At 44.7% G+C, this 24,732-nt stretch carries 21 protein-coding genes; 7 read left to right on the forward strand and 14 right to left on the reverse strand.

Features of this window, described 5'->3' with window-relative positions:
- Nucleotides 1-4: 4 nt before the first annotated feature.
- Genes gspL through gspC form a run of 10 tightly spaced genes read right to left on the reverse strand, consistent with a single transcriptional unit; the run spans nt 5 to nt 10,101 of the window.
- Nucleotides 5-1,219, reverse strand: coding sequence for a type II secretion system protein GspL (gspL, locus tag OCU30_RS11535; RefSeq protein WP_077315178.1), 1,215 nt, complete (start codon nt 1,217-1,219; stop codon nt 5-7).
- A complete protein-coding gene (gene gspK, locus OCU30_RS11540) occupies nt 1,188-2,243 on the reverse strand; it encodes a type II secretion system minor pseudopilin GspK (protein WP_077315179.1) in 1,056 nt (351 codons plus the stop codon). Before gspK ends, gspL begins: the two co-directional genes overlap by 32 nt.
- Complete coding sequence (gene gspJ / locus OCU30_RS11545) at nt 2,233-2,895, reverse strand: type II secretion system minor pseudopilin GspJ (RefSeq protein WP_077315180.1); 663 nt, start codon at nt 2,893-2,895, stop codon at nt 2,233-2,235. Before gspJ ends, gspK begins: the two co-directional genes overlap by 11 nt.
- Nucleotides 2,896-2,935: 40 nt before the next feature.
- Entirely contained in the window at nt 2,936-3,295 is a 360-nt protein-coding gene (gene gspI / locus OCU30_RS11550; RefSeq protein ID WP_077315181.1) for a type II secretion system minor pseudopilin GspI, read from the reverse strand.
- The gene (locus OCU30_RS11555) at nt 3,288-3,878 is read right to left on the reverse strand and encodes a prepilin-type N-terminal cleavage/methylation domain-containing protein (protein ID WP_077315182.1); all 591 of its coding nucleotides are present in this window, start codon (nt 3,876-3,878) and stop codon (nt 3,288-3,290) included. Before OCU30_RS11555 ends, gspI begins: the two co-directional genes overlap by 8 nt.
- Nucleotides 3,879-3,915: 37 nt before the next feature.
- Nucleotides 3,916-4,362 carry a type II secretion system major pseudopilin GspG gene (gene gspG, locus OCU30_RS11560; RefSeq protein ID WP_077315183.1) on the reverse strand — a complete coding sequence of 149 codons (447 nt, stop codon included), beginning with the start codon at nt 4,360-4,362 and terminating at the stop codon, nt 3,916-3,918.
- A 42-nt stretch (nt 4,363-4,404) separates the two neighbouring features.
- Complete coding sequence (gene gspF, locus OCU30_RS11565; protein WP_077315184.1) at nt 4,405-5,634, reverse strand: type II secretion system inner membrane protein GspF; 1,230 nt, start codon at nt 5,632-5,634, stop codon at nt 4,405-4,407.
- Complete coding sequence (gene gspE, locus OCU30_RS11570) at nt 5,634-7,145, reverse strand: type II secretion system ATPase GspE (RefSeq protein ID WP_077315185.1); 1,512 nt, start codon at nt 7,143-7,145, stop codon at nt 5,634-5,636. Before gspE ends, gspF begins: the two co-directional genes overlap by 1 nt.
- The gene (gspD, locus tag OCU30_RS11575; protein ID WP_077315186.1) at nt 7,145-9,166 is read right to left on the reverse strand and encodes a type II secretion system secretin GspD; all 2,022 of its coding nucleotides are present in this window, start codon (nt 9,164-9,166) and stop codon (nt 7,145-7,147) included. Before gspD ends, gspE begins: the two co-directional genes overlap by 1 nt.
- A gap of 29 nt (nt 9,167-9,195) precedes the next feature.
- Nucleotides 9,196-10,101 carry a type II secretion system protein GspC gene (gspC, locus tag OCU30_RS11580; protein WP_077315187.1) on the reverse strand — a complete coding sequence of 302 codons (906 nt, stop codon included), beginning with the start codon at nt 10,099-10,101 and terminating at the stop codon, nt 9,196-9,198.
- Between the two features lie 207 nt (nt 10,102-10,308).
- Here gspC and hslR point away from each other — a divergent pair, with 207 nt between their 5' ends.
- The 4 genes from hslR to OCU30_RS11600 all read left to right on the forward strand — a co-directional run bounded on the left by hslR (nt 10,309) and on the right by OCU30_RS11600 (nt 15,543).
- A complete protein-coding gene (hslR, locus tag OCU30_RS11585) occupies nt 10,309-10,698 on the forward strand; it encodes a ribosome-associated heat shock protein Hsp15 (RefSeq protein WP_077315188.1) in 390 nt (129 codons plus the stop codon).
- A gap of 17 nt (nt 10,699-10,715) precedes the next feature.
- On the forward strand, nt 10,716-11,594 hold the full coding sequence (hslO, locus tag OCU30_RS11590; protein WP_077315189.1) for an Hsp33 family molecular chaperone HslO: 879 nt from the start codon (nt 10,716-10,718) through the stop codon (nt 11,592-11,594).
- Between the two features lie 319 nt (nt 11,595-11,913).
- Nucleotides 11,914-13,542, forward strand: coding sequence for a phosphoenolpyruvate carboxykinase (ATP) (gene pckA, locus OCU30_RS11595; protein ID WP_077315190.1), 1,629 nt, complete (start codon nt 11,914-11,916; stop codon nt 13,540-13,542).
- Between the two features lie 114 nt (nt 13,543-13,656).
- Nucleotides 13,657-15,543: an AsmA family protein gene (locus tag OCU30_RS11600; protein ID WP_077315191.1), complete on the forward strand. Its 1,887-nt coding sequence runs from the start codon at nt 13,657-13,659 to the stop codon at nt 15,541-15,543.
- Here OCU30_RS11600 and OCU30_RS11605 read toward each other — a convergent pair.
- From OCU30_RS11605 to typA, 4 genes are all read right to left on the reverse strand, one after another.
- A complete protein-coding gene (locus OCU30_RS11605; protein WP_077315192.1) occupies nt 15,540-16,466 on the reverse strand; it encodes a bifunctional GNAT family N-acetyltransferase/hotdog fold thioesterase in 927 nt (308 codons plus the stop codon). The genes OCU30_RS11600 and OCU30_RS11605 overlap by 4 nt on opposite strands.
- Nucleotides 16,467-16,568: 102 nt before the next feature.
- Nucleotides 16,569-17,003 carry a D-aminoacyl-tRNA deacylase gene (gene dtd / locus OCU30_RS11610; RefSeq protein ID WP_077315193.1) on the reverse strand — a complete coding sequence of 145 codons (435 nt, stop codon included), beginning with the start codon at nt 17,001-17,003 and terminating at the stop codon, nt 16,569-16,571.
- Entirely contained in the window at nt 16,975-17,883 is a 909-nt protein-coding gene (locus tag OCU30_RS11615) for a virulence factor BrkB family protein (protein ID WP_077315194.1), read from the reverse strand. The genes dtd and OCU30_RS11615 overlap by 29 nt, the downstream gene beginning before the upstream one ends.
- 162 nt (nt 17,884-18,045) lie before the next feature.
- A complete protein-coding gene (typA, locus tag OCU30_RS11620; RefSeq protein WP_077315195.1) occupies nt 18,046-19,872 on the reverse strand; it encodes a translational GTPase TypA in 1,827 nt (608 codons plus the stop codon).
- A gap of 513 nt (nt 19,873-20,385) precedes the next feature.
- Here typA and glnA point away from each other — a divergent pair.
- From glnA to glnG, 3 genes are all read left to right on the forward strand, one after another.
- Nucleotides 20,386-21,795, forward strand: coding sequence for a glutamate--ammonia ligase (gene glnA / locus OCU30_RS11625; protein ID WP_077315196.1), 1,410 nt, complete (start codon nt 20,386-20,388; stop codon nt 21,793-21,795).
- A 341-nt stretch (nt 21,796-22,136) separates the two neighbouring features.
- Nucleotides 22,137-23,186, forward strand: a complete 1,050-nt coding sequence (gene glnL / locus OCU30_RS11630; RefSeq protein WP_077315197.1) for a nitrogen regulation protein NR(II) — start codon at nt 22,137-22,139, stop codon at nt 23,184-23,186.
- A 34-nt stretch (nt 23,187-23,220) separates the two neighbouring features.
- A complete protein-coding gene (glnG, locus tag OCU30_RS11635) occupies nt 23,221-24,624 on the forward strand; it encodes a nitrogen regulation protein NR(I) (protein WP_077315198.1) in 1,404 nt (467 codons plus the stop codon).
- Nucleotides 24,625-24,732: the final 108 nt, after the last annotated feature.

The raw sequence follows: 24,732 nt of genomic DNA on the forward strand, positions 1-24,732 counted from the left end.
GCTCCTACTTCGCCTTCAGTACAAAAGAGCCGAGAACCGTATCTCCGTCTTTATTCAATTGACCTTGCTCGACGCTAAATGCCTGCTCTAATTTAACCCGTGCTTTCTCAAAGCTTTGGAAATCTTTGCTGGTTGCATCCACTCTTAGCTGTCCTTTATCAGCATCATATTTAAGGCTGATTACCGTCATATCCTCGACAGAACCAATGGTTGTTGGCAGTTGGCGTATCCATTCAAGCACCCCTTCTTGAGTACTCGATCCAGAGAGAACATTTATCTCACTGGTAAATTGGCGCTTGAGATAACTCACGGTCGGCACTCGGTGCTTAGCAGGGAAAACAGTTCTAAAAATATGTTTACTCTCTTGGCGATAAGCCTGTGCTTGTTCCTCATACTTATTGGCTTGTATGGCGCTATAGGCCAAGGAAAGTACGAGCAGAGCCACGGCCGAGTAAACAGGTAAACGCCATACTTGCCAATATTTATGCCAAGACGAGCTCGGTTTAAAGGCCCCTGTTAATAAATTCAAACGTGACGCTATCGCCCCTTGAGCGAGTAACTGCATTATCATATCAGATGGCTGCACATGCCATGGCTGGTTGTCATGCAAGCTTAAAGCAGGTAGAGGCGTATAAGAGGTTAATGCTAAAAATTCTTGATCATCACGCACCCAATCTGACTCGACTAATAATGGCAGCCAGTCAGCTTCCATCACCATACCGCTCCACGTACCTTTACGAACTAACCAACGCGCGCCCAGTTGCGCAGCAACCAATGGGGTGTCACTCGTGGGTAGTGCAAGCACATCAGGCATAACACGTTTAATCTCAATGCCTGCATCGTGAAAATCCGCTAAGCATTGTCTAAACCATTGACGGTCAATACCGGCAACATGGGCAATACCATCACGTTTATTCAGTACCGTAAAATGCAGATCATCCACATCTTGGGCGATTTCATCTTCCAATAAATAAGGCAGCATTGATTCAAACTGGCGAGACCCACCAGCGGGGATCTCTACTTGAGTCAGCACTAAATCACTCGCCGATAATAAAACGATCGTGGTGCGCTGATCGGCATAAGCAGCCAGCTCACTTAATTCACTGCGAGACGCCAATTCACCACTGGCAATAATATCGTGTTGTTCCGTAGACCACACCAACCATTCGATCGGTGCATCTAATTGACTACTCAGTCGAACGGTCAGAAATTCGTTCACTGATTCCTCCATAGCGGCGGCGAATGACCGCAGCATTACTTTTATCTTCGTTGTGGATCAAACTGCGCACTCTTATTCGCGATTTATCCACGAGCACTTGCGCATCTAATTCAAAGTAGTGACTATTGACCGTTAAATGCTGGCGGGCATTGTTCGCCGTACCAACCGATGCTGATTGCGTTCCAGCTTGCTGCTGAGCTTGGCGGCTTTGTGCCATTTGTGGCTCACTCATAAAATCAGCCACACTGCTCCACCCTTGTTTAGGACGATTTTTGATCAGAGCTTTGGCTCCATCTTCACTCAAATTAGGGCTAAACATCGCCACCAGCAGCAAGGCTTGTTGCTGTGTAATCGTATTAATATTCAGCTTCCACTCCGCGGTTGGAAGTGCGCACACATAGGGTTTAAGTTGCTGCATAACTTTACCACTCACCCCTTGTACGGCGCGTAGTTCGCTCGCATCCGCCATCATACCGTTGGGGGGTAAATAGGCAGGAGATAAAGAGTCATAGTAACTGTCTTCGACGCCATAATTGGTATTCACTGTATTGTTAGTATCGACATACTCCCACAGCGAATCTCTTATCACATTCGCCTTATTGCTATCGACATTCAAATACTGCAATAAATCCGTTAACACTTGCGCTGAATAAGGCGATATCGAAACACCTGGCGCACTAACAAGGCCTGCAAAAACATTCAAATTAAAACACGCTTGTTTGTCATTTATCTGCCCTGACACACTGCCATAATCTAACGGAAAGGTACGCTTCTTAGCGGCCCAAACTTGACTTAAATTAATCGTTTTACTGTCTTCTTGGCGAGTCTGTTTTAATAACGATGTGGCTAACCCTTCCACACCAACACTATACCAATACGCTTGCTGATAATTGATTTGGTGTGTAGCGCGCTGGAATTGCGTAAACATTCGTTCAGACATTGCGGCAGCTAATGAAACCATGACAGCAACAATCAGCAAAATCACAATTAAAGCAACACCTTGCTGAGAGCGTTTAGTTTTCATTTTTTACTCCCGGCACGACCATTTCAGGATCTTTTTTGGATGTTTCGTGGGCAATGAGATAGGTCCGAGAGATCTTGCCGTAGTCCTTTAGCGTCACCATCACTTTAACGGCTTGTGGTAAACCGGCCTGTTTTTCCCATTCATCTGTCCACTTTTTATTGGTATAAAAACGTAACGACCAATCAGTAACATCAGTGAGTAATGGTTGAGACACCCCCGAATCAGCACGAGTAGTATCAGGATAGCGCCACCATACTCGCTCAAGCACCTTATCTTTAATACGATAGCCAATTTTTGCCACATTCCCACGCGGAAAGCGCTCTTGTGGATTGGCCCAGCCCAGCCGAGTGAACATCACGCCAAAGCCGTCGGAATCTAGCAGGTAATTTTTATAGATCAATGAACCGCGCTGTGGCGCTTGACCATTAGTACGAAAACGTCGCGTCGCCATTTGGCGAAAATCCGAGTCCATAATGACCAGCGCACGTTGTAGCTCACTGATCCGCGCGGTACGCTCTTGCGACGCCTCATTACTGCGCTGCACTTGATTTAAAACTTGGTAAGCGGCAATACTCATGCTGGCAAAAATGGCCATAGCTACCAACACTTCAATCAATGTGAAGCCTAGTTGACGACAGACATTTCTCTGCATCGGCCTGCGATAAGACATCACTCGATTTGAGTCCCTCGGTTTAGTTGGCAACATAACTACGCACCGTCACTATTGGGCTGGCTTTTTTATCTTTCGCAACCATCACATCAAATGCTTGCAACGTATCATTGCTGGTTTTTACTGGCTTCACTTGCCAATACCACTCTTGATGTGCCATTTTTGTCGTGCCAGTACGAGCCGTTAATGGTTGGTCAAGCAACATGGTGCTCGCCATTTGATTGTCTGCCACCATCGAGGCAAACATTTTTTCTTCTAGGTAATTAAGCGTATTAATGTGCTGTGTGACCGAGCGCATCACACTGATCGCGGCAATGGCAAAAATAGCGAGTGCGACTAAGACCTCTAATAAAGTAAATCCGCAAGAGCGTCGTTTAGTCATTCTCTTCCTCTCCCGGTTGATGCAATACGATCTGCCCATTCTCTTTCGCTGTCACACTCCAAGCTTGCTCGGCATTTTGATCGCTTAAATAAAAATTCACGGTAAACGGTGTGGTTTCACCACTGGAGAGAATATCGACTTGTGGAGGTAACGTTTGTTTTTTCTTTTGTTCTTTTTTCGCGAACATGTTTTTATCAAACAGCGGTTTTTCATCAAACAGCCGATCATCATCTTGATGCCAAACACTACTACCAATTTGAAAATCAACACTTAAACGTTCATCTATTTTTAGTTTCGATTTAAACTGCGCACGCTTAACTTCTTGCCAGCCTTCGGCGGTTAACTGCAAAAAGGTTAACGTTGGAGGTGATGCTTTCGCATCCACTCGCAATCCATAGTCAACACCAGAGAGTACCGACTCTTCATCCATCAGTTGCACGCGCTGATAGAAACTACGCGCAGTTTTTTCCGCCAAATCATTTTTACTACTCGGTAACGTCGAAATCACAGCGACCGAGCCAAGCGCTAAAAGCACAAGAACTAGCATGATTTCGATAAGAGTAAAACCGCGCGCTGACTGCATAGGAACCAATCGGGCGAGAGAGTCTCGCCCTTGCTGTTTATTGATAATCTTGAATATTCCAGTTACCGATGTCGGCATTAATACCGTCGCCACCTTCTTGGCCATCCGCACCCAGTGTAAAGACGTCAATGGTGCCTTTATCGCCAGGGCTTAAGTACTGGTAATCGTTACCCCAAGGGTCTTGCGGTAGACGTTTGATATAACCGCCGTTACGGTAGTTACGTGGCTCAGGACTGCTTGGTTTTTTTACCAGCGCATCTAAGCCTTGATCCGTGGTTGGGTACACGCTGTTATCAAGTTTGTACATATCCAACGCATTCTCTAAGGCCACAATATCAGTAATCGCTTTTTGTTGGTCAGCTTTCTCTTTATTCCCTAGCAAGTTAGGAACAACGACACTCGCCAAAATCCCCAAAATAACGACAACAACCATAACTTCTAAAAGGGTAAAACCGGATTGTTTCGCTGCTGTTCTCTGTTTCATACTTACTCCATTTTATTTGGTTCTTGAACGATTCAAGCGCACTTACTGACTTACTAAATTATTCATTTCTAAAATTGGCATTAACGTTGCCATCACAATAAACAACACCAAACCTGCCATTAAAGCAATGAGTACGGGGGTGAAAATCCCCAATGCAATATTGATTGCCGACTCAAAGTTAGCATCTTGATTATCCGCCGCCCGCGTTAACATTGCTTCTAACTCACCACTTTGTTCACCACTGGCGATCATATGCAGCATCATCGGTGGGAATAGTTTAGTTTGATCAAGAGATTTGCGCAGGCTTGCCCCTTCACGAATATTCTCAGCGGCTTCCCGTACTTTTTGTTTTACAAATCGGTTGCTCATTACATCCACCGCGACATGCATACCATCTAAAATAGGGATAGCACTTGAGGTACAGATTGCTAATGTTCGTGCAAAACGTGAGGTATTTAAACCGCGAGCAATTTTGCCCACGACCGGCATATAAATGACTTTCTCATCCCACTTCATCCGTAAATTCGGGTTACTCAGTAAACGTTGCACCACAAATATACTCACCACCAGACAAACGAGAATGACTAACCCCCATTGCTGGATAAAGGCGCTTGCCGCCAAAAGAATTTCGGTTGATTGCGGTAGCTTTTGCCCCATCTGCACAAATTGCCCAACAATTTTCGGGACAACGGCGGCCAACAAAAATGACACGATAGCGACTGCGAATACCACGAGAACAATTGGATAAATCATAGCTTGCAGTAATTTCGAGCGCATTTTTTGGCGGTTTTCCGCATAATCAGCCAAACGTTCTAATACAGCATCAAGATGACCGGATTTTTCTCCTGCCGCCACCATAGAGCGAAACAGTTCATCGAAAATATGAGGGTAATCTCCAAAGCTATCCGATAAGGTATAGCCTTCGGTCACTTTCGAGCGGACCGCCGCCATCATCGAGCGAATACGCGGCTTCTCTGATTGTTCAGAAACAGCTCGCAAACATTCTTCCAATGGCATTCCCGATTGCACGAGTGTCGAGAGCTGACGCGTTATTAATGCTAAATCCGGTGTGCTAATACCGCGCTGTAACGTAAACGCCGGTTGTGTCGTGCCCGGCTTGCCTTTCTGCTTGCCTCGATTCTCAATCACATCAATCGGTATCAAATCTTGTTCTTTCAAGCGCTGGCGTACTTGGCGAGCATTGTCTCCTTCTATCACCCCTTTCTTTTGGCGACCTGATTTATCCAGTGCTTTATAATCAAATGCCGCCATTAGGACTCCTTGGTCACTCGCATGACTTCTTCTAACGAGGTGATACCTTGCTGCACTTTGTCGAGACCATCTTGACGAATGCTGGGCGTATGAGCTCGAATGGCATCTTCAATCTCTTGTTCGCCAGCTTCTCGGTGAATCAAGGCCTGAACGCTTTCATCGACAATAAGCAGTTCATGAATCCCTGTTCGGCCTTGGTAGCCTTTATGGCTACAGTGTTCACAACCAGATGGGCGATACAACGTACAAGGTTCGTGTGCGGCAAGGCCAAAGAATTTTTTCTGTTCTACATTCGCTTCATAAGGCTCTCGGCAGTGAGCGCATAAAGTACGCACCAAACGCTGCGCTAAAACACCAAGCAATGAAGAGGAAATCAAGAAAGGTTCTATCCCCATGTCACGCATCCGTGTTACTGCACCGACCGCCGTGTTGGTATGGAGCGTCGACATGACTAAGTGACCCGTTAAAGAAGCCTGCACTGCAATTTGCGCCGTTTCTAAATCACGAATCTCACCGACCATGACCACATCGGGATCTTGACGCAAAATGGCCCGCAAACCGCGAGCAAACGTCATATCTACTTTCGGATTAACTTGAGTTTGGCCGATCCCCGCAATATCAAATTCAATCGGGTCTTCAACCGTCAGAATATTACGCTCTGAACTATTCAGCTCTTGTAGGCCAGCGTATAACGTCGTTGATTTACCAGACCCTGTCGGACCGGTAACGAGCAATACGCCATGTGGACGTTCAATCAGCCTTTGGAAGCGTTTATGCACAACCTCATTCATTCCCAAGCTAAATAAATCGAGCTGGGTCGCGTTTTTATCCAACAAACGCATCACGACTCGTTCGCCATGAGATGACGGCATCGTCGACACACGTACGTCCACCGCACGACCACCAATACGCAAGGAGATTCGTCCATCTTGCGGCACACGTTTTTCAGCAATATCCATTTTCGACATGACTTTCACCCGAGAAACCAGCAGCGGCGCAAGCTTACGGCTTGGCTCCAGTACCTCACGTAACACACCATCGACCCGAAAACGAATTGATAACACTTTTTCGAAGGTCTCAATATGAATATCAGACGCCCCTTCTTTAATGGCTTCGCCTAACATCGCATTAATCAATTTAATGATCGGAGCATCATCTTCGGATTCAAGCAAATCTTCGTTTTGTGGTAACTCTTCCGCTAAAGAGAAGAAATCATCACTCTCGATACCAATGGTTTCCATTAACTGGCGGGCTTCTGACGAATCTCGCTGATACACCACGGTGAGTTTGCTCTCAAACTCCTCACTCGACAGCGCATGCAATACAAACTCGGTTTTCGCCACTCGCTTGACTTCCATCAGTGCCGCTATCGGAATAGGCGGCACATAATATAAATGGCATTGCGAGAAGTCTTCGTTCCACTCTAAAACCACGTTAAAGCGATTGGCAAAACTGAATGGTAAACGACGCAGCGTCGGTTGAGCGACGTCGTCCGACACAATCTCACTCATTATTTGTTCTCTTCCATTTGATCAATAAAGGCTTGTAGCTCCGCAGCATGCTGGCGATCATCACCAAATTTAGGCAATACAGGGATGTTGGCATCATCCATTAACTTCATGCCTTTCTGTGACTTATACAATTGCTCAGCACGAATATAGTTGTACTTACGTTGCGTCACACCATCGGCGGTCATTCCCTCACGTAAAATCGTAGGCTTGATGAACACCATCAAGTTTTTCTTTTCAGACTGAGAGCTGGTTGAACGGAAAAGCTGTCCAAGAATAGGAATATCGCCCAGCAGTGGCACTTTCGATTCACTTTCCGCAGTACGGTTATCAATCAAACCACCGAGCACAAGCATTTGCCCATCTTTTACCATGACTGAGGTATTAAGCTGACGTTTCGCAAAACGCACATCAACCGCGCCATCTGCACCGAGCACATTCGACACTTCTTGTTCAATATGCAGTTGAACAGAGTCGCCTTCATTGATTTGTGGCACGACTTTAAGTTTGATACCCACTTCTTTACGATCAACCGTTTGGAACGGGTTGTCGTTATTTGAGCCCGCAGTAGAGCCTGTAATTACCGGCACTTCTTCACCCACAATGAATGAGGCTTCACCGTTATCCATCACCGTAATACTCGGTGAAGATAGAATATTCGTACTCGAGTCACTGGCGACCGCATTGATTAATGCAGTCCAATCGCCTTTCATGATACTGACAGCGGCGCCATTAATACCAGAAAGCGCGTTGGCAAGCGTGCCATAATCTCCCGATTCTTTATTGGTTTGTGCACGGCGTACGCCGTTGGCATCGTTATAATACGTGGTATTTTCTTTATCTTTGGCTTCTTCTAGGCCAACCATCACATTACCAATGGATGCACCGGTATTGTTATATTGAATCGCTGAACCACTTTCTAGCGAGCCCCACTGAACACCGAGTTTAATACCATCACTTTCCGACATTTCGACGATTAACGCTTCAATAAGTACCTGTGCTCGGCGAATATCTAGCTGATCGATAATATTCAATAACGATTTCATGATGTCTTTCGGCGCACTGATGACGAGCGAGTTGGTCTCTTTATGTGCCGCAATCACGACATCATTGCGAGAGCTTGACGAGTTTTTACCATCGCCTTTGCTCTTCATCATGCTATCAGACACGCCTTTAAGCACATCGACTAAGTCTTTAGCTTTAGCGTACTTTAAGTAGACGACGCGGCTATTACCTTTTACGGCCATTTCGACATCAAGCTTAGTGATCAGCTTTTTCATGCGTTGACGCACTTTAGGGTCACCGGAGATCAAAATGGAGTTGGTACGTTCATCGGCTACAAACTTAGGCTGTAAGTATTCTGGGGTATTTTTACGATCATTGTTTTTACTCAATGACTGAACAATACGAACCATTTCAGACGCAGACGCGTTCTTCAGTTCAACCACATCGACGTCTTTATCACCGACTTGATCAACACGATGGACAATCTCGGCTAAACGGTTAACAACCGCCGCACGCCCAGTCAGTAGGATGATATTGGCTGGGTCGTAGTGCACCACGTTACCAGCTCCAGCATTATCAATCAGTTGGCGTAGCAGTGGAGACAGTTCACGTACTGAGACATTTTTCACCGAGACCACTTGAGTAATCACGTTGTCTCCAGTGGCATGCTGGCCATCACCAAGAACAGGAATCGCGGCAGTTTTCGCATCCTTAGACTTAATAACTTTGAGCACTCCGTTATCCATAGGTACGACAGCAAAGCCGTATACCTGTAAGACATTGAGAAAGAAGCTGTAATATTGCTTATCGTCTAACGTATCGTAACTACGTACATCGATCTTGCCACGCACCGATGGATCAACAATGATCGTTTTGTCCAAGTTACGGCCGACAATATTGATGAACTCTTGAATGTCTGTTCCTTTAAAACTGGCACTAAATTCACTTGCCGAAACGGCAGGTGCAAACAAAGTGGCCGCGACTAGTAGCCACGTGCTTTTCTTAAGCCAATGCTTCACTGAATACTCCTAAACTTGATGCATCAGATTTATAATGCGAACTCAATAGTACGTACTTGATTATCACGTTCGACGGTAAGGTTAATTTCTTTGGTATTCGATAATGCACTCATGACTTTCGTCAGTGCATCCTGTGCCGTTAAGTCTATGCCATTAATTTTCGTGGCGACGTCTCCAGCCTGCAGGCCTACCGATTCAAATAAGGCTTTGTTTGCCCCTGGTTTAAGCCGATACCCCATAATGACGGGGCCCTGCTTCAATTGCGACATATGAACATATTTCAGAATCGCACTCGGGCTTTTCTGAATCTCGTTACGAATCGCGCGTAATTGTTGCTGAGTTGCTTGGGTTGACTGTGTCAACGTATTGCTCGTCTTATTGATTGTTGGCTTAGTATAATCTAAACCATTTAGCATCACAGTTTCATCACGCCCGCCATTATTGATAATTACTCTATCTGGCAGAACAGCTTTCAGCTTGACGGAAGTCCCATCGATGGTTTCGTCAATACCATACGTATCTTGAGAACCTTGATGTGAAATTACAGCAAGACTTGAATGAGAGTTAGAACTAGACACCACACCAACTAAGAGTAAGTTTAAGCGAGTTTTAGGTGCATCAACCGCCACCGAACGAGAAGGCTCCTTCACCGGTTGTGCGGTGTAATGACCAAATAAATCGGCTTTTTTCAGATCGGTAATATCTAAGTTAGACGGCTTACTGCTGACGGTGACATGCGCTGCCGTCCACGCTGGAATACTATGCTCTTGCTCTGGAATTAACCATACAGTTTCCCCTAATAGCCATGCACAGCTGGCAATAAACGCCACACTACATCCTAAACTCGCAGGCCGATGCCAACGCTGTCCTTTGAGGTATGTGATCGCCGAGGTTAGACGAGTCGATGATGCTAAATTCAAATCTATCCGCTCCACGAACAAAAATATCCTTATGAGGGAAGGTTAATAAAAAGGAAACCAAAGCAACTTGAAATGTTACAAGGCGCAATAATATAACATAGCCTCATGACATATTCATGTAAGGTGATTAATTCATCAACACTGCTTGAAAACATGTGTGTCAGACTCCATTGTTAACATTAATATACGTAACAAAACAAATGTTAGAGGAAATTTGCCGACATGAGTTCCAATTCTGAGGCTATAAGGCTCGATAAATGGCTGTGGGCCGCGAGGTTTTATAAAACCCGTTCCGTTGCTAGGAATATGGTCGACGGGGGCAAAGTCCATTATAATGGCCAGCGCAGTAAACCCAGTAAAGTGGTAGAACTGGGCGCACATATTACACTTCGCCAAGGGCACGAAGAAAAAACGGTTGTGATTGAAAGCATTACTTCACAACGACGTGGCGCGCCTGAAGCTCAAGCACTATACAATGAAACGTCCGAGAGCATTGCAAAACGTGAGCGGCGCGCGCTAGAGCGTAAGTTAAATGCGCACAACCCTAGCCCAGATCGTCGCCCCGATAAAAAGCAGCGACGAGATATCATTAGATTCAAAAACCAAAATTAAAAGGCGGAATGTCCTCCATGGCAAATAACATGCTTAATCGCTACCTATTCGAGAACTTATCAGTGCGTGGCGAGCTGGTACAACTGGATGAAACGTACCAGAAAATTATTACCAGTAAGGAATACCCAGCTGCCGTACAACGCCTACTTGGCGAATTGGTTGTTGCCACTACATTGTTAACAGCCACATTGAAGTTTGAAGGCTCTATCACCGTGCAACTGCAAGGGGATGGCCCACTGACTCTTGCGGTGATTAATGGTGATAATCACCATAATGTTCGTGGGGTTGCTCGTTGTAGCGATGATATAGCCGACGATGCCACTATTCATGACATGCTAGGCAAAGGGCATATTGTGATTACCGTCGAGCCAAAAGATGGCGAACGCTATCAGGGTGTGGTCGGACTGGAAGGTAAAGATCTCGCAGAAATCATTGAAAACTACTTCGATCGTTCTGAACAACTGAAAACACGCATGTGGTTACGTGTGGGTGAGCAAGACGGTCATCCTCATGCCGCAGGTATGCTGATTCAGGTCATGCCGGATGGGACTGGCACACCAGAAGATTTTGAACGCTTAGAACAACTCACCGATACCATTAAAGACGAAGAACTATTCACGCTAGAAGCCAATGAATTGCTCTACCGTTTATACAATCAAGAAACCGTCAACCTGTACGAACCAAAGCCTGTTACGTTTTTCTGTAGCTGCTCTCGGGAACGCAGCGCAGCGGCCATCATGACGGTTGATCGCCAAGAAGTAGACAACATCTTGGCAGAAGAAGGACATATATCTCTACATTGCGATTATTGCGGCTCAAACTACACCTTTGATCCAATGCAAGTAGCGGAAATGTTCGTTGAATCTTCTCAACAAGGCAGTCAACACACACATTAATCTCAGTGTGTTATAAATCGCAAAGCCAGCATAATATAGTATGCTGGCTTTTTTATTGTCTCATCAAAAACTCAAACACGCTGTCGTAACCTTTGCCGATGGCCATACCGCAACGACTCCGACTAACGCACCACATTAAGCATCCTACCGATTCGACTAGGGCTGAACAGAAATGATGACATATGTCTATTGTCCTTAATTTCTTTCTGGTTTTTTGAAGAAGCACTCTGTTTTATTTTTATTACGTTGCTACCATGAATATTATAAAAATAACTAACATCTTGATAAAAAACCCTACAATATTCTACAAGGAGCACCTATGACCACTGAAAACCATGCCAAGGTTGCAAACCTAGATCTGACTGAATACGGCATTTCTGACGTTGCTGAAATTCTTCATAACCCCAGCTACGAACAGCTCTTTATCGAAGAAACCGCGCCAAATTTAGCGGGGTGTGAAAAAGGGATTGTCACCAACCTTGGTGCCGTAGCGGTCGATACAGGAATTTTTACAGGTCGCTCCCCAAAAGATAAATACATAGTTGAAGATGATACAACTCGAGACACGCTGTGGTGGACATCTTCTCAGGCTAAAAACGACAATAAACCCATGTCCCAATCCGTTTGGGATGATCTCAAAGCCACGGTTGCCAAGCAGTTATCCCATAAACGCTTATTTGTCATCGATGGGTATTGTGGAGCGAATCCTGATACTCGTCTGTGCGTCCGCTTTATTACCGAAGTCGCTTGGCAAGCCCACTTTGTAAAAAATATGTTCATTCGTCCATCGGCTGAAGAATTACAGCAATTCACCCCTGACTTTGTCGTAATGAATGCCGCCAAATGCACCAATTCTCAGTGGCAGCAACATGGGCTAAATTCTGAAAATTTCACTGCATTTCACCTTACTGAAAAAATGCAGCTCATTGGTGGAACATGGTACGGCGGTGAAATGAAAAAAGGCATTTTCGCCATGATGAATTATTTCTTGCCTTTGCAGGGTATTGCGGCAATGCATTGCTCGGCCAATCAAGGAAAAAATGGCGATGTGGCGGTGTTCTTCGGTTTATCCGGCACAGGGAAAACGACGTTATCAACCGATCCTAAACGTGCGTTAATTGGTGACGATGAGCATGGTTGGGACAACGAAGGGGTGTTTAACTTTGAAGGTGGCTGCTATGCCAAAACCATCAAGTTATCGAAAGAGGCCGAGCCGGATATTTATCACGCGATTCGTCGGGATGCACTACTCGAGAACGTGGTCGTCAATGCCCATGGCGTAATTGATTTCGATGACAGTTCCAAAACAGAAAACACCCGTGTCTCTTATCCAATTCATCATATCGATAATATCGTCAAACCAATCTCTAAGGGTGGCCATGCACAAAAAGTTATTTTTCTCTCTGCGGATGCGTTTGGCGTATTACCTCCTGTCTCAAAATTAACGCCAGAGCAAACCAAATACCATTTCTTATCCGGTTTTACCGCCAAATTAGCGGGAACTGAACGTGGTATTACCGAGCCGACTCCCACCTTCTCCGCGTGTTTTGGCGCCGCTTTTTTAACGCTGCACCCAACACAATATGCTGAAGTTTTAGTCAAACGCATGGAGGCAGCTGGAGCGCAAGCCTACCTTGTGAATACCGGGTGGAACGGAACTGGTAAAAGAATTTCGATTCAGGATACTCGCGCGATTATCGACGCGATCTTAGATGGCTCAATTGAACAAGCCCCAACCAAAACCGTGCCGATATTTAACTTTGAAATTCCGACTCACCTACACGATGTCGATAGTGAGATCTTGGATCCTCGTGATACCTATGTCGACCCACTACAATGGGAAAGCAAAGCGCACGATCTCGCGGCACGATTTATTGATAATTTTGCCAAGTATACGGATACCGCAGAAGGTCAATCACTCCTGAGCGCTGGCCCACAACTTAAATAATCAAAGCAGATTCAAAAAGCCTCTAATTTTAGGGGCTTTTTCTTGTATTTAGGTTGAATAGAACTCAGATTTACTACAATCTGTTATCAGGTTGACTACGGTTCTTAATTCCCTATGAAAAAGCTACTTACTGTTATTATCTCGTTGTTGTTACTGCTGGTAATCATCATCGCGACTCTATTTGGTTTATTAAATACATCCTACGCCACCCCCGTAGTGCAATGGGTTAATCAACTCTTTGGTGATCCGCGTTTATCGTTCTCTAAAGCCGAATATAACTATCCTCTGCATGTGCGTCTAACGCAGCCGACAATTGCATTAGATAATTCCTCGCTGAGCTTCCAGCATCTCGATATTTGGTTCAATGATGCCGTGTATGATGACGACCAATGGCAAATTGATAGTATGTTATTCGATGGGATTAGCGTTTATAACACGTTGCCACATTTTGTAGAGCCTACCAACTTTAAGATCCACCAGCTTGCGGTGCATAACCTCTCGATCCATCATGATAATATCGATGCCTCTCACGTTAACTTTCAAGTCAAAGAGCCGCACTGGTATCATCGTGAACAATGGCTACCTTATGGAAAAATGCAACTCTCTGCTGGAGAAATACAATGGCAGGGTGAACACTTCGATACTTTGTTAGTTGATATGAATCATCAACTAACAGACAGTACAATTAATGGGTTTTCTTTTCATTGGCGTAATGGATTGGTGACTGGACAAGCAGAGCATTATCCGAGTGGCTGGTCACTGGTTAATGTTACTATGAATCATCTCGCGCTAACGCAAAATATTATCGACCAATTACGCTACAAATGGGAAACGCTCCCGCCACGCGTGATCACGCACATCAACAGTCTCGATATCCTCAACAGCCAGCTAGAATTTGGAACAGTGACACTCAATAACGCTGACATTTCAATTGAAAACTGGACACTCAATTCATTATGGCAAACTCAAGGCATGCTCTCTTTACATGCTGATAACGCCAAATGGCAAGACATGACATGGATAGAACCCGATTTGGACGTCACCCTTGTGCCTGGGAAAATCACCATCAATGATTTTATCGCCGATGTTTGGCAAGGCCAGTTACAGTTGAAAGGCTCGGTGACCCCTAAAAAATTACACCTCTCCCAATTCAATGTTGCTGGTATTCGCTGGTATGGCGAGCATGAAAAGGACTTCCCTACGCTATCGCTCGATGATCTACCGTGGTCAACAATTCAAGTGGATCAGTTAGCAATAAATAATGCTCAGCTTATTCAGCTGAAACAAAAGCCTTTCTGGCAGTTATCTGGATTTAGCATTAATGGGCAAGATCTCACATTACGCCGCGATAAGCAGTTTGGATTATGGCAGGGCAATATCAATCTGGGCGCGAACAGCGCCAGTATAGGGAAACTCCATACTAGCCAAGCAATAATTGAAATGAGTAACGATAATCAGGTGTGGTCACTGACCCGTGCATTCTTACCACTCAAGCATGGTTATTTCAAAGCACAAGGCACATGGCCAATGACTAACCAAGATACGCCGTGGTCATTACATATCCAAGCCGACGGTCTACCGCTTGACCCACTGAATCAATGGTTATCATTACCTATTTGGCTAAGCGGCTTTGCCGATACCGACGCTTCTTTCTCAGGGATGGCGGGAAACCCAACTATTATTAAGCATACCCTAAGTGGTAGTGCGAAAACGAATATCTATCATGGCGTTATGACAATGCAGCACGATAACACCACCACGATTCAGCCATTTGGTATCGACGATCTCCATATAACCGCCGACCGTGGACGTATTGCTATTCCTCAAACCCCCATCCAAGGCACCACGCTTGATGCTGAGTTATCCGCAAAGTTCGATTTGGTTGACTATCAATCTGGCCACTTAGACATGACGGTTACCAACCAAGATAAAAGCACACGTTATGACCTACTCCATGCTAATCACGAAAAACCGCCAGAAAAATCAGAGTCGGTGAATTAATGAGGCATACCTTCTAACGTCGCCTTGTAATCAGGCATCAACATGTAGGTACCAAAGAAGTCGACGGCTTCATGACCATCACTGGTGATCGAGACTTGGACCACAATCCGAGCTTTACGCCCCGCGGCTAAGCGATCTAAATCACCACTAATGCCATCCATCGAAGTTGATGCAAGCGGATTAGAAAATAGAGGTTGATGATAACGAATATGGCTATCTACCAGTACAATATCACCGGATAAATCCCGCTCCTTCATCAATAGCCACGCCATCCCCCAACCCGTTAAGGTCGCTAGAGTAAATGCCGATCCGGCGAACATCGTATTATGTGGATTTAGATTAGGGTTAAGAGGGGCACTACACTGGAATTGATAACCAGTATACTCTTGAATTTTTATCCCCATTTTTTCGCAAATAGGAATTTGCTCTTGCCAGCGATCTTGCAACTCTGCGCACCATTCAGGCTTACGCAGTACCGTTGAGCGCACATCTAATGGCTTGACCATCTGCTGATGCAATAAAGGGCCACGGCCACTCACAAGCTCACCACGGCACTCAAAACCATTGCTTTGGTAGAACGGTACCGCGGCTTCACGCGCTCGACACACGAGACGCTTAGCGCCTTCTTGACGTGCAAACGATTCTAGCGCGACCATTAACAATGAGCCCATACCTTTACCGCGTCGGTTGGCTTTTACGGCCATATAGCGAATCTGACCTTCACAGTCAGGCGTAATATACAAACGCCCTATGGCAATAGGACGACCACGACCATCAACAATCATACGATGGTGACTCATGCCATCGAACTCATCCCTTTCAGATCCTAATGGCATCTGCCAGGGTTCACGCAGCATTTGCCAGCGAAACTGATAATACTTTTTGATTTGGTTTTCCGTGCGCGGCGTAATCAGTTTAAACATACAAACTTCCGGTTAAGTATCCATTTAACTCGATGGGGTCGATCCTATACTAGATTGAAAGCCACGCCTACTCTTTCCTCAACGCGGCTTGAATCCACTACTCTATACCTGCAACCAAAACGTCACTGGACCATCATTCACTAATGAAACCTTCATATCGGCGGCAAAACGCCCACACTCAGTCGGTAACTGTTCTGCACACAATTGGGAAAAGACGTCATACAAACGGCGGGCTTCATCAGGCGCAGCTCCTTTAGAAAAGCCAGCCCGAGTGCCTTTTTTGGTATCGGCTGGCAAAGTGAACTGTGAGACAACTAAAACGCTTCCGCCCACATCCTTGACGCTCAGGTTCATTTTCCCTGCATCATCTTCAAATACTCGGTATTGAGTAACACGCTCCATAAGACGCTTAGCTTTGGCGTCATCATCCCCTTTTTCGACACCAAGCAGTACTAATAGGCCCTGCTCAATGGCTCCAACGGTTTCATCCTCAACACGTACCGCCGCCTCACTCACTCTTTGAATTAACGCTATCACTCTCTTTTTCCTTAACTTGAACAATGTCTTCTATCGCTTCTTGATACCGAGAGCGCCACTGAACATCTTCACCAAGTCCAGCGGTAATCTCAGCACCGAACAATACTATCAACCAACATAAGTACACCCAAACAAACAAAATAGGAATGGCTGCTAATGCGCCATAAATCAGTTGGTAGGAAGGAAAGTGAGTGATGTAAAAAGCAAAGCCTTTTTTACTCAACTCAAACAACACAGCGGCCGCTAATGCGCCAGTAAACGCATGCGGTAGTTTGATTTTCTTATTAGGAACTAACAAATACAACACGGTAAAAGCCAGAAAGGATAATAATACCGGTAACCAACGCAAGAACAGATTATAGGCTCCGGTTAGTGTCTCATTATCGATCACTTTCAAAGAGGTAATATAAGAACTTAACGCAATACTGGCACCAATCAGTAGCGGCCCCAATGTTAAAAACATCCAATACATGGATAAAGAAAACACCATCCGGCGCTTATTACGTACTCGCCAAATAAAATTGAGACTGCGATCGACATTCGAAATCAACATTAGCGCCGCAACGAATAAGAAAATACTGCCAACCGCGGTCATTTTTCCAGTATTGGAGACAAACTGTTTTAATGCACCACTCACTGCATCTCCAGCAGTGGGAACAAAGTGGGTAATGACAAAATCTTGAATGACATCACTCACATTATCAAACACGGTGAACGATGACAGGATCGACACCAGTACTGTTAGCATTGGCACGAGCGAAATCAAGGTAATATAAGCCAAATAACCGGCAGTGACATTCACTCGATCTTGGCTCATACGGTGAGATATGTAACGTGCAAAGTTAATGCACTCTTGGGGTAATTGCTGGTAATTAGGCATAACAGTTACTCAATACGATGTTTCCCTTAGTCTAAGCGATCGTTAACATCCTTGCTAAAATCGTTGTCTAATTAATAACACCATGAATGCAAGATAAAAAAAAGCCTTTGGATAACCAAAGGCTTTAGTTTCTATCTTACAGTAGCGTGGCTAAGCTATTGCTTATTTACCACGGTAAGCGCGTTTACGATCGTTTTCAGTTAAGAATTTCTTACGAATACGAATGCTTTCTGGCGTTACTTCTACCAATTCATCATCATCGATGAACTCTAGAGCTTGTTCTAGCGTGTATTTGATTGCAGGGCTAAGCGTCTGAGCTTCATCCGTACCAGATGCACGAACGTTCGTCAGCTGCTTACCTTTCAAACAGTTTACTGTTAAGTCATTTGAACGGCTATGAATACCAATAACTTGGCCTTCATAAACTTCATCACCATGCTCGGCAAATAAACGACCACGACCTTGCAGGTTAAATAGTGCGTAAGTCAGTGCTTTACCTGTTGCGTTTGAAATTAGAACACCGCTTTGACGACGACCGATTTCACCACCTTTGTGTTCGCCGTAGTGGTCGAACGTATGGTAAAGAAGACCTGAACCTGAAGTCATAGTTAGGAATTCAGTTTGGAAACCGATAAGACCACGAGAAGGCATCATAAAGTCCATGCGAACACGACCTTTACCATCTGGGTTCATATCTGTTAGTTCACCTTTACGTAAACCAACGCTTTCCATGATCGCGCCTTGGTTTTCTTCAACAACGTCAATGGTTACCGTTTCAAACGGTTCCATTAGCTGGCCGTTTTCTTCTTTCAAAATAACTTCAGGACGTGATACCGCTAGCTCGAAGCCTTCACGACGCATGTTTTCGATCAAAATCGAAAGGTGCAATTCGCCACGACCTGATACACGGAAACGGTCTGGATCTTCAGTTTGTTCAACACGTAGTGCTACGTTGTGAACCAATTCTTTTTCTAGACGCTCAAGAATGTTACGTGAAGTAACGAACTTACCTTCTTTACCCGCAAACGGAGACGTGTTTACTTGGAAAGTCATGGTTACTGTTGGTTCATCAACAGTCAATGCAGGTAGTGCTTCAACAACGTTAACATCACAGATGGTGTCTGAGATTTTAAGTTCACCGAGACCAGTAATTGCCACGATATCACCAGAAGAAGCTTGTTCTGCTTCAGAACGGTTAAGGCCTAGGTAACCTAATACCGTACCCACTTTACCGTTACGTTTTTTGCCGTCAGCAGAAATGATAGTAACTTGCTGGTTTGGTTTAACCGTACCGCGAGTTACACGGCCTACACCGATAACACCAACATAAGCGCTGTAATCAAGCTGAGAGATCTGCATTTGCAGAGAACCATCTGGGTCAACGTTTGGCGCATCAACACCATCAACGATCGCTTGGAACAATGGTTCCATGTTTTCGCCAGTTGTTGTTTCTTCTTGGCTTGCCCAACCGTTTAATGCTGAAGCATAAACAACTTGGAAGTCTAACTGTTCGTCGGTCGCGCCTAACGTATCGAACAAATCAAATACTTGATCCATTACCCAATCAGGACGAGCGCCAGGACGGTCAATTTTGTTAATAACAACGATTGGTTTCAAACCGTAGTTAAACGCTTTCTGTGTTACAAAACGTGTTTGTGGCATAGGGCCATCAACAGCATCAACGATAAGTAGTACTGAATCTACCATCGACATAATACGTTCTACTTCGCCACCAAAGTCTGCGTGCCCAGGAGTATCAACGATATTGATGCGGTAGTCATTCCAGTTAATTGCTGTATTTTTAGCAAGGATGGTGATGCCACGTTCTTTTTCAATGTCATTTGAGTCCATGACGCGCTCTTCAACTTCACCGCGAGACTCTAACGTGCCTGATTGCTGTAGTAGCTTATCAACAAGCGTGGTTTTACCGTGGTCAACGTGAGCGATGATCGCGATGTTTCTTAGTTTTTCAATATGCGGAGTAGCCATGGATTCTGATTCACTTATTTCACAAAAGACCCTTTACGACACCATGTCGCAATTGAGGTCAGAGTTTGGTTAAAAAAACGACCATAATGTACCAGATTTTAGCGAAAAACCCAGAAATATGTGATCTATTTCGGTTATTTTTCTATTTTAGTAAGAAATTCAACCGTATTTGAGGTTAAACAACATTACTCTGCTGCATTATTTTAGTTAAACATTCATTGACATCTTAATGAGATAGAGGCTGAATGGTAGCCAGCTTACACAGCACCATGCACCAAAATAAACATATTTAGTCCATTTTGGTGCAACACGTGATCATTTTAGTGCAACCCATAGCACCAACATCTGTCACGGCAAAGTTAAGCCAATGAAATCAAAGGATTTATTTTTTTGGCACGAATTTAGCTTTACGAATATTACATTCGTTTATGAAATGGGTACAGCAGTCTTACTTGCTGGTTTCAAAGTAAATTCGAGCCCCAATTGCTATTTTAACACTGGAGGTTATCCAAAATGTCAGTTGAAAATGTTTTATCGCTGATTCAAGAAAACGAAGTCAAGTTTATTGACTTGCGCTTCACTGATACGAAAGGTAAGGAACAACACGTATCAATTCCGGCTCACCAAGTAGACGCAGACTTCTTCGAAGAAGGTAAGATGTTTGATGGCTCTTCTGTCGCTGGCTGGAAAGGTATCAACGAATCAGACATGGTAATGATGCCAGATGCATCATCTGCTGTACTTGACCCATTTACAGAAGAAGCAACAGTGAACATTCGTTGTGACATTCTGGAACCTGCTACCATGCAAGGCTACGATCGCGATCCTCGCTCTATCTCACAACGTGCTGAAGAGTACATGCGTTCAACGGGCATTGCAGACACTGTTCTTGTCGGTCCAGAACCAGAGTTCTTCTTGTTTGACGATGTACGCTATTCTTCAGATATGTCTGGCTCTTTCTACAAAATCGATGATGTAGAAGCAGCTTGGAACAGCGGTACTGAATACGAAGACGGTAACAAAGGTCACCGTCCAGGCGTGAAAGGCGGTTATTTCCCAGTATCTCCTGTCGACTCTTCTCAAGACATCCGTTCTGCAATGTGTCTAGTGATGGAAGAAATGGGACTCGTTGTTGAAGCGCACCACCACGAAGTGGCAACCGCTGGTCAAAACGAAATCGCGACTCGCTTTAACACTATGACCACGAAAGCAGATGAAATCCAAATCTACAAATACGTTGTTCATAATGTTGCTCATGCATTCGGAAAAACCGCAACCTTTATGCCTAAGCCACTTGTTGGTGATAACGGTTCAGGTATGCACGTTCACCAATCTCTTGCAAAAGACGGCGTAAACCTATTTGCAGGCGATAAGTACGGCGGTCTATCTGAAATGGCGCTTTACTACATTGGCGGTATCATCAAACACGCTCGTGCAATCAACGCTTTTGCAAACGCATCAACCAACTCGTACAAACGTCTTGTTCCGGGCTTTGAAGCACCTGTTATGCTTGCCTACTCGGCACGTAACCGTTCAGCGTCTATCCGTATTCCTGTAGTACCAAGTCCTAAAGCACGTCGTCTTGAAGTTCGCTTCCCAGATCCAACAGCGAACCCATACCTAGCATTCTCTGCATTGCTAATGGCTGGCCTAGACGGTATTAAAAACAAGATCCATCCTGGCGATGCAATGGATAAAGATCTCTACGACCTTCCAGCGGAAGAAGCAGCAGAGATTCCAAAAGTTGCAGAAAACTTCGAAGTAGCATTGAAAGCTCTAGATGAAGATCGTGAGTTCTTAACCGCTGGCGGCGTATTCTCTGATGACTTCATCGATTCTTATATCGAGTTGAAATCTGAAGACGTGACTCGTCTACAAATGACGACTCATCCAGTTGAGTTCGAAATGTACTACTCAGTATAAGTACGACTGCAAACCTAGATTCAAAAGCCTGCTCAAACGAGCAGGCTTTTTTCTACTGTCTTATTTTAGGGCGCTAGCACCAAAATGGTGGCATATAGCTAACCCATTATATCCTATCTGTTTTAAAACCATTATTAGCCATAAGCGGCAAGCTTATTGCATTAAACCCTATGAATATGGTGCAAAAAAACCAATTACAGTTTAAAAATACTTATTTAGTGCATACTTATTTTTCAATGGATAATAAATAGTCAACTAGACAGTATGTAGTGCACCATGCTTCATGCTAAAATGCACTATATTAGTGCATTGAGACTCAGCTAGGAAGAGAGGAACACGTTGTGAGTGCAGAATTAAGTGAAATCATATTAGACAATATTGTATCAGCCACTCTGATACTCGATGAATCTCTTTGTGTCTGTTATGCAAATCCATCTGCAGAACAACTTTTTTCTCAGAGCGCTAAGCGAATCATCAATCAGCCTATTTCTAACTTAATACAACATGCTTCCATGGATCTCGCCCTACTGTCTCAACCACTACAAAGCGGCCAAAGCATTACTGATAGTGATGTCACTTTTGTCGTGGATGGCAAACCCTTAATGCTTGAAGTGACCGTTAGTCCGCTGTCTTGGAATCGTGAGCTCATGCTATTAGTGGAAATGCGTCGTATCGGCCAGCAACGTCGCTTAACTCAAGAACTTAATCAACACACTCAACAACAAGCAGCTAAACTGTTAGTCAGAGGTCTCGCTCATGAAATTAAGAATCCGTTGGGGGGGCTTCGTGGGGCTGCACAATTACTCGAGCGCATGCTAGAAGATCAGAGCCTAACTGAGTACACCCAAATCATCATAGAGCAAGCCGATCGCTTAAGAGCACTGGTTGATCGTTTATTAGGGCCACAGAAACCAGGTAAAAAAGAGTTAGGTAACTTACACCAAATTTTGGAAAAAGTTCGTCAATTGATCGAGCTCGATGGCAACCGTGAGCTAATTTTTGAGCGTGATTACGATCCTAGCCTGCCTGACATCATGATGGATCCCGATCAAATTGAACAAGCATTATTGAATATTGTCAGCAATGCCGCTCAAATTTTATCACAGCAGCCTCATGGTGAAATTATTCTACGCACGCGTACAGTCCACCAAGCCAATATCCATGGGCAACGCCATAAGTTGGTTGCTCGTATCGAAATCATCGATAACGGACCTGGTATCCCCATCGAACTACAAGATACATTATTTTACCCCATGGTCAGTGGCCGTGATGGAGGCTCCGGATTAGGGCTCTCTATCTCACAAAACTTAATTGATCAGCATAATGGCAAGATTGATGTCGAAAGCTGGCCTGGGCGCACCATATTTACTATTTACTTACCGATTCAATGAACGTCACAGCTGAATTGATATTGAGGATAACATTATGAGTAAAGGATACGTGTGGGTTGTCGACGATGACAGCTCAATTCGTTGGGTTATGGAAAAAACCCTTTCTTCTGCGAATATCAAATGCGAAACGTTCTCTGATGCAGAAAGCGTATTATTAGCGTTAGAGCGAGAAACGCCTGATGTACTCGTATCAGACATTCGCATGCCGGGTATTGATGGTTTAGAGCTGTTAAATCAAGTACACAGAACCTCACCTGATTTACCGATTATCATTATGACCGCGCATTCCGATCTGGATGCCGCAGTTAATGCGTACCAAAAAGGTGCCTTTGAATATATTCCCAAGCCGTTTGATGTCGATGAAACACTTACGCTGGTTGAACGAGCAATCTCTCATAGCCACGAGCAACGTAAAGAACAAACCGCTAATCTACAAGCCGCTGATGATACTCCTGAAATCATAGGTGAAGCGCCTGCGATGCAAGAAGTGTTTCGTGCTATCGGGCGTCTTTCGCGCTCTTCCATCTCTGTGCTTATTAATGGTGAATCCGGAACAGGTAAAGAACTCGTCGCACACGCGTTACATCGACATAGTCCTCGCGTTAAAAACCCATTTATTGCACTGAATATGGCCGCCATCCCTAAAGACTTGATTGAATCTGAGCTGTTTGGGCATGAGAAAGGAGCCTTTACTGGAGCGAATAATGTCAGGCAAGGGCGCTTTGAGCAGGCCAATGGTGGCACACTGTTTTTAGATGAAATTGGTGATATGCCCTTAGATATCCAAACTCGTCTACTCCGTGTATTAGCCGAAGGGCAATTTTACCGTGTCGGTGGTCATTCTGCGATAAAAGTCGATGTGCGAATCGTCGCAGCAACGCATCAAAACTTAGAAAAACTCGTCAATAAGGGACAATTTCGAGAAGACTTATTCCACCGTTTGAATGTGATTCGTATTCAAATTCCAGCATTGCGAGAACGTCGACAAGATATTGAAAAGCTGACCAAACACTTTTTAGCCTCCGCCGCCGATGAGCTCGGTGTAGAAATGAAAACACTGCATCCTAAGACGCTCGAAATGCTGACTCACCTAGAGTGGCCAGGCAATGTACGTCAATTAGAGAACATGTGTCGTTGGCTTACCGTAATGGCGACCAGCACAGAAGTATTACCTAACGACCTCCCGCCGGAAGTCTTGTCGGGTAAGAAAAACACCGAGGTTGAAAGTGACCACAGTTGGCAAAAGCAATTAGAGTCTTGGGCAAAGTCTTCTCTTTCTGAAGGAGAGACAGATATTTTATCTTATGCGCTCCCGGAATTTGAACGCATCTTACTAGAAGCTGCGCTTACTCACACTAACGGCCATAAACAAGAAGCGGCAAAAGTGCTTGGATGGGGCAGAAATACCCTTACCCGTAAACTCAAAGAGCTTTACTGATCCAGCGACCAAGGCAGTCCATCCGAGCGCTGCCTTTTACTCTTTCCTAGTTGAAAATGAGAATAGTGCTGACAGAGTGCGTTACGATTCTTATACTGACGGGTAAAT

It is taken from the genome of Vibrio palustris (assembly GCF_024346995.1).
Lineage (GTDB): Bacteria > Pseudomonadota > Gammaproteobacteria > Enterobacterales > Vibrionaceae > Vibrio > Vibrio palustris.

Excerpts from the sequence above, each read along its gene's own strand:
- typA (WP_077315195.1), bottom strand. The coding sequence starts at position 19,872 with ATGGCTACTCCGCATATTGAAAAACTAAGAAACATCGCGATCATCGCT.
- gspG (WP_077315183.1), bottom strand. The coding sequence starts at position 4,362 with ATGAAACAGAGAACAGCAGCGAAACAATCCGGTTTTACCCTTTTAGAA.
- gspE (WP_077315185.1), bottom strand. The coding sequence starts at position 7,145 with ATGAGTGAGATTGTGTCGGACGACGTCGCTCAACCGACGCTGCGTCGT.
- glnA (WP_077315196.1), top strand. The coding sequence starts at position 20,386 with ATGTCAGTTGAAAATGTTTTATCGCTGATTCAAGAAAACGAAGTCAAG.
- OCU30_RS11600 (WP_077315191.1), top strand. The coding sequence starts at position 13,657 with ATGAAAAAGCTACTTACTGTTATTATCTCGTTGTTGTTACTGCTGGTA.
- glnG (WP_077315198.1), top strand. The coding sequence starts at position 23,221 with ATGAGTAAAGGATACGTGTGGGTTGTCGACGATGACAGCTCAATTCGT.
- hslO (WP_077315189.1), top strand. The coding sequence starts at position 10,716 with ATGGCAAATAACATGCTTAATCGCTACCTATTCGAGAACTTATCAGTG.
- OCU30_RS11555 (WP_077315182.1), bottom strand. The coding sequence starts at position 3,878 with ATGCAGTCAGCGCGCGGTTTTACTCTTATCGAAATCATGCTAGTTCTT.
- gspI (WP_077315181.1), bottom strand. The coding sequence starts at position 3,295 with ATGACTAAACGACGCTCTTGCGGATTTACTTTATTAGAGGTCTTAGTC.
- hslR (WP_077315188.1), top strand. The coding sequence starts at position 10,309 with ATGAGTTCCAATTCTGAGGCTATAAGGCTCGATAAATGGCTGTGGGCC.
- OCU30_RS11615 (WP_077315194.1), bottom strand. The coding sequence starts at position 17,883 with ATGCCTAATTACCAGCAATTACCCCAAGAGTGCATTAACTTTGCACGT.
- OCU30_RS11605 (WP_077315192.1), bottom strand. The coding sequence starts at position 16,466 with ATGTTTAAACTGATTACGCCGCGCACGGAAAACCAAATCAAAAAGTAT.
- pckA (WP_077315190.1), top strand. The coding sequence starts at position 11,914 with ATGACCACTGAAAACCATGCCAAGGTTGCAAACCTAGATCTGACTGAA.
- gspF (WP_077315184.1), bottom strand. The coding sequence starts at position 5,634 with ATGGCGGCATTTGATTATAAAGCACTGGATAAATCAGGTCGCCAAAAG.
- gspJ (WP_077315180.1), bottom strand. The coding sequence starts at position 2,895 with ATGCAGAGAAATGTCTGTCGTCAACTAGGCTTCACATTGATTGAAGTG.
- gspK (WP_077315179.1), bottom strand. The coding sequence starts at position 2,243 with ATGAAAACTAAACGCTCTCAGCAAGGTGTTGCTTTAATTGTGATTTTG.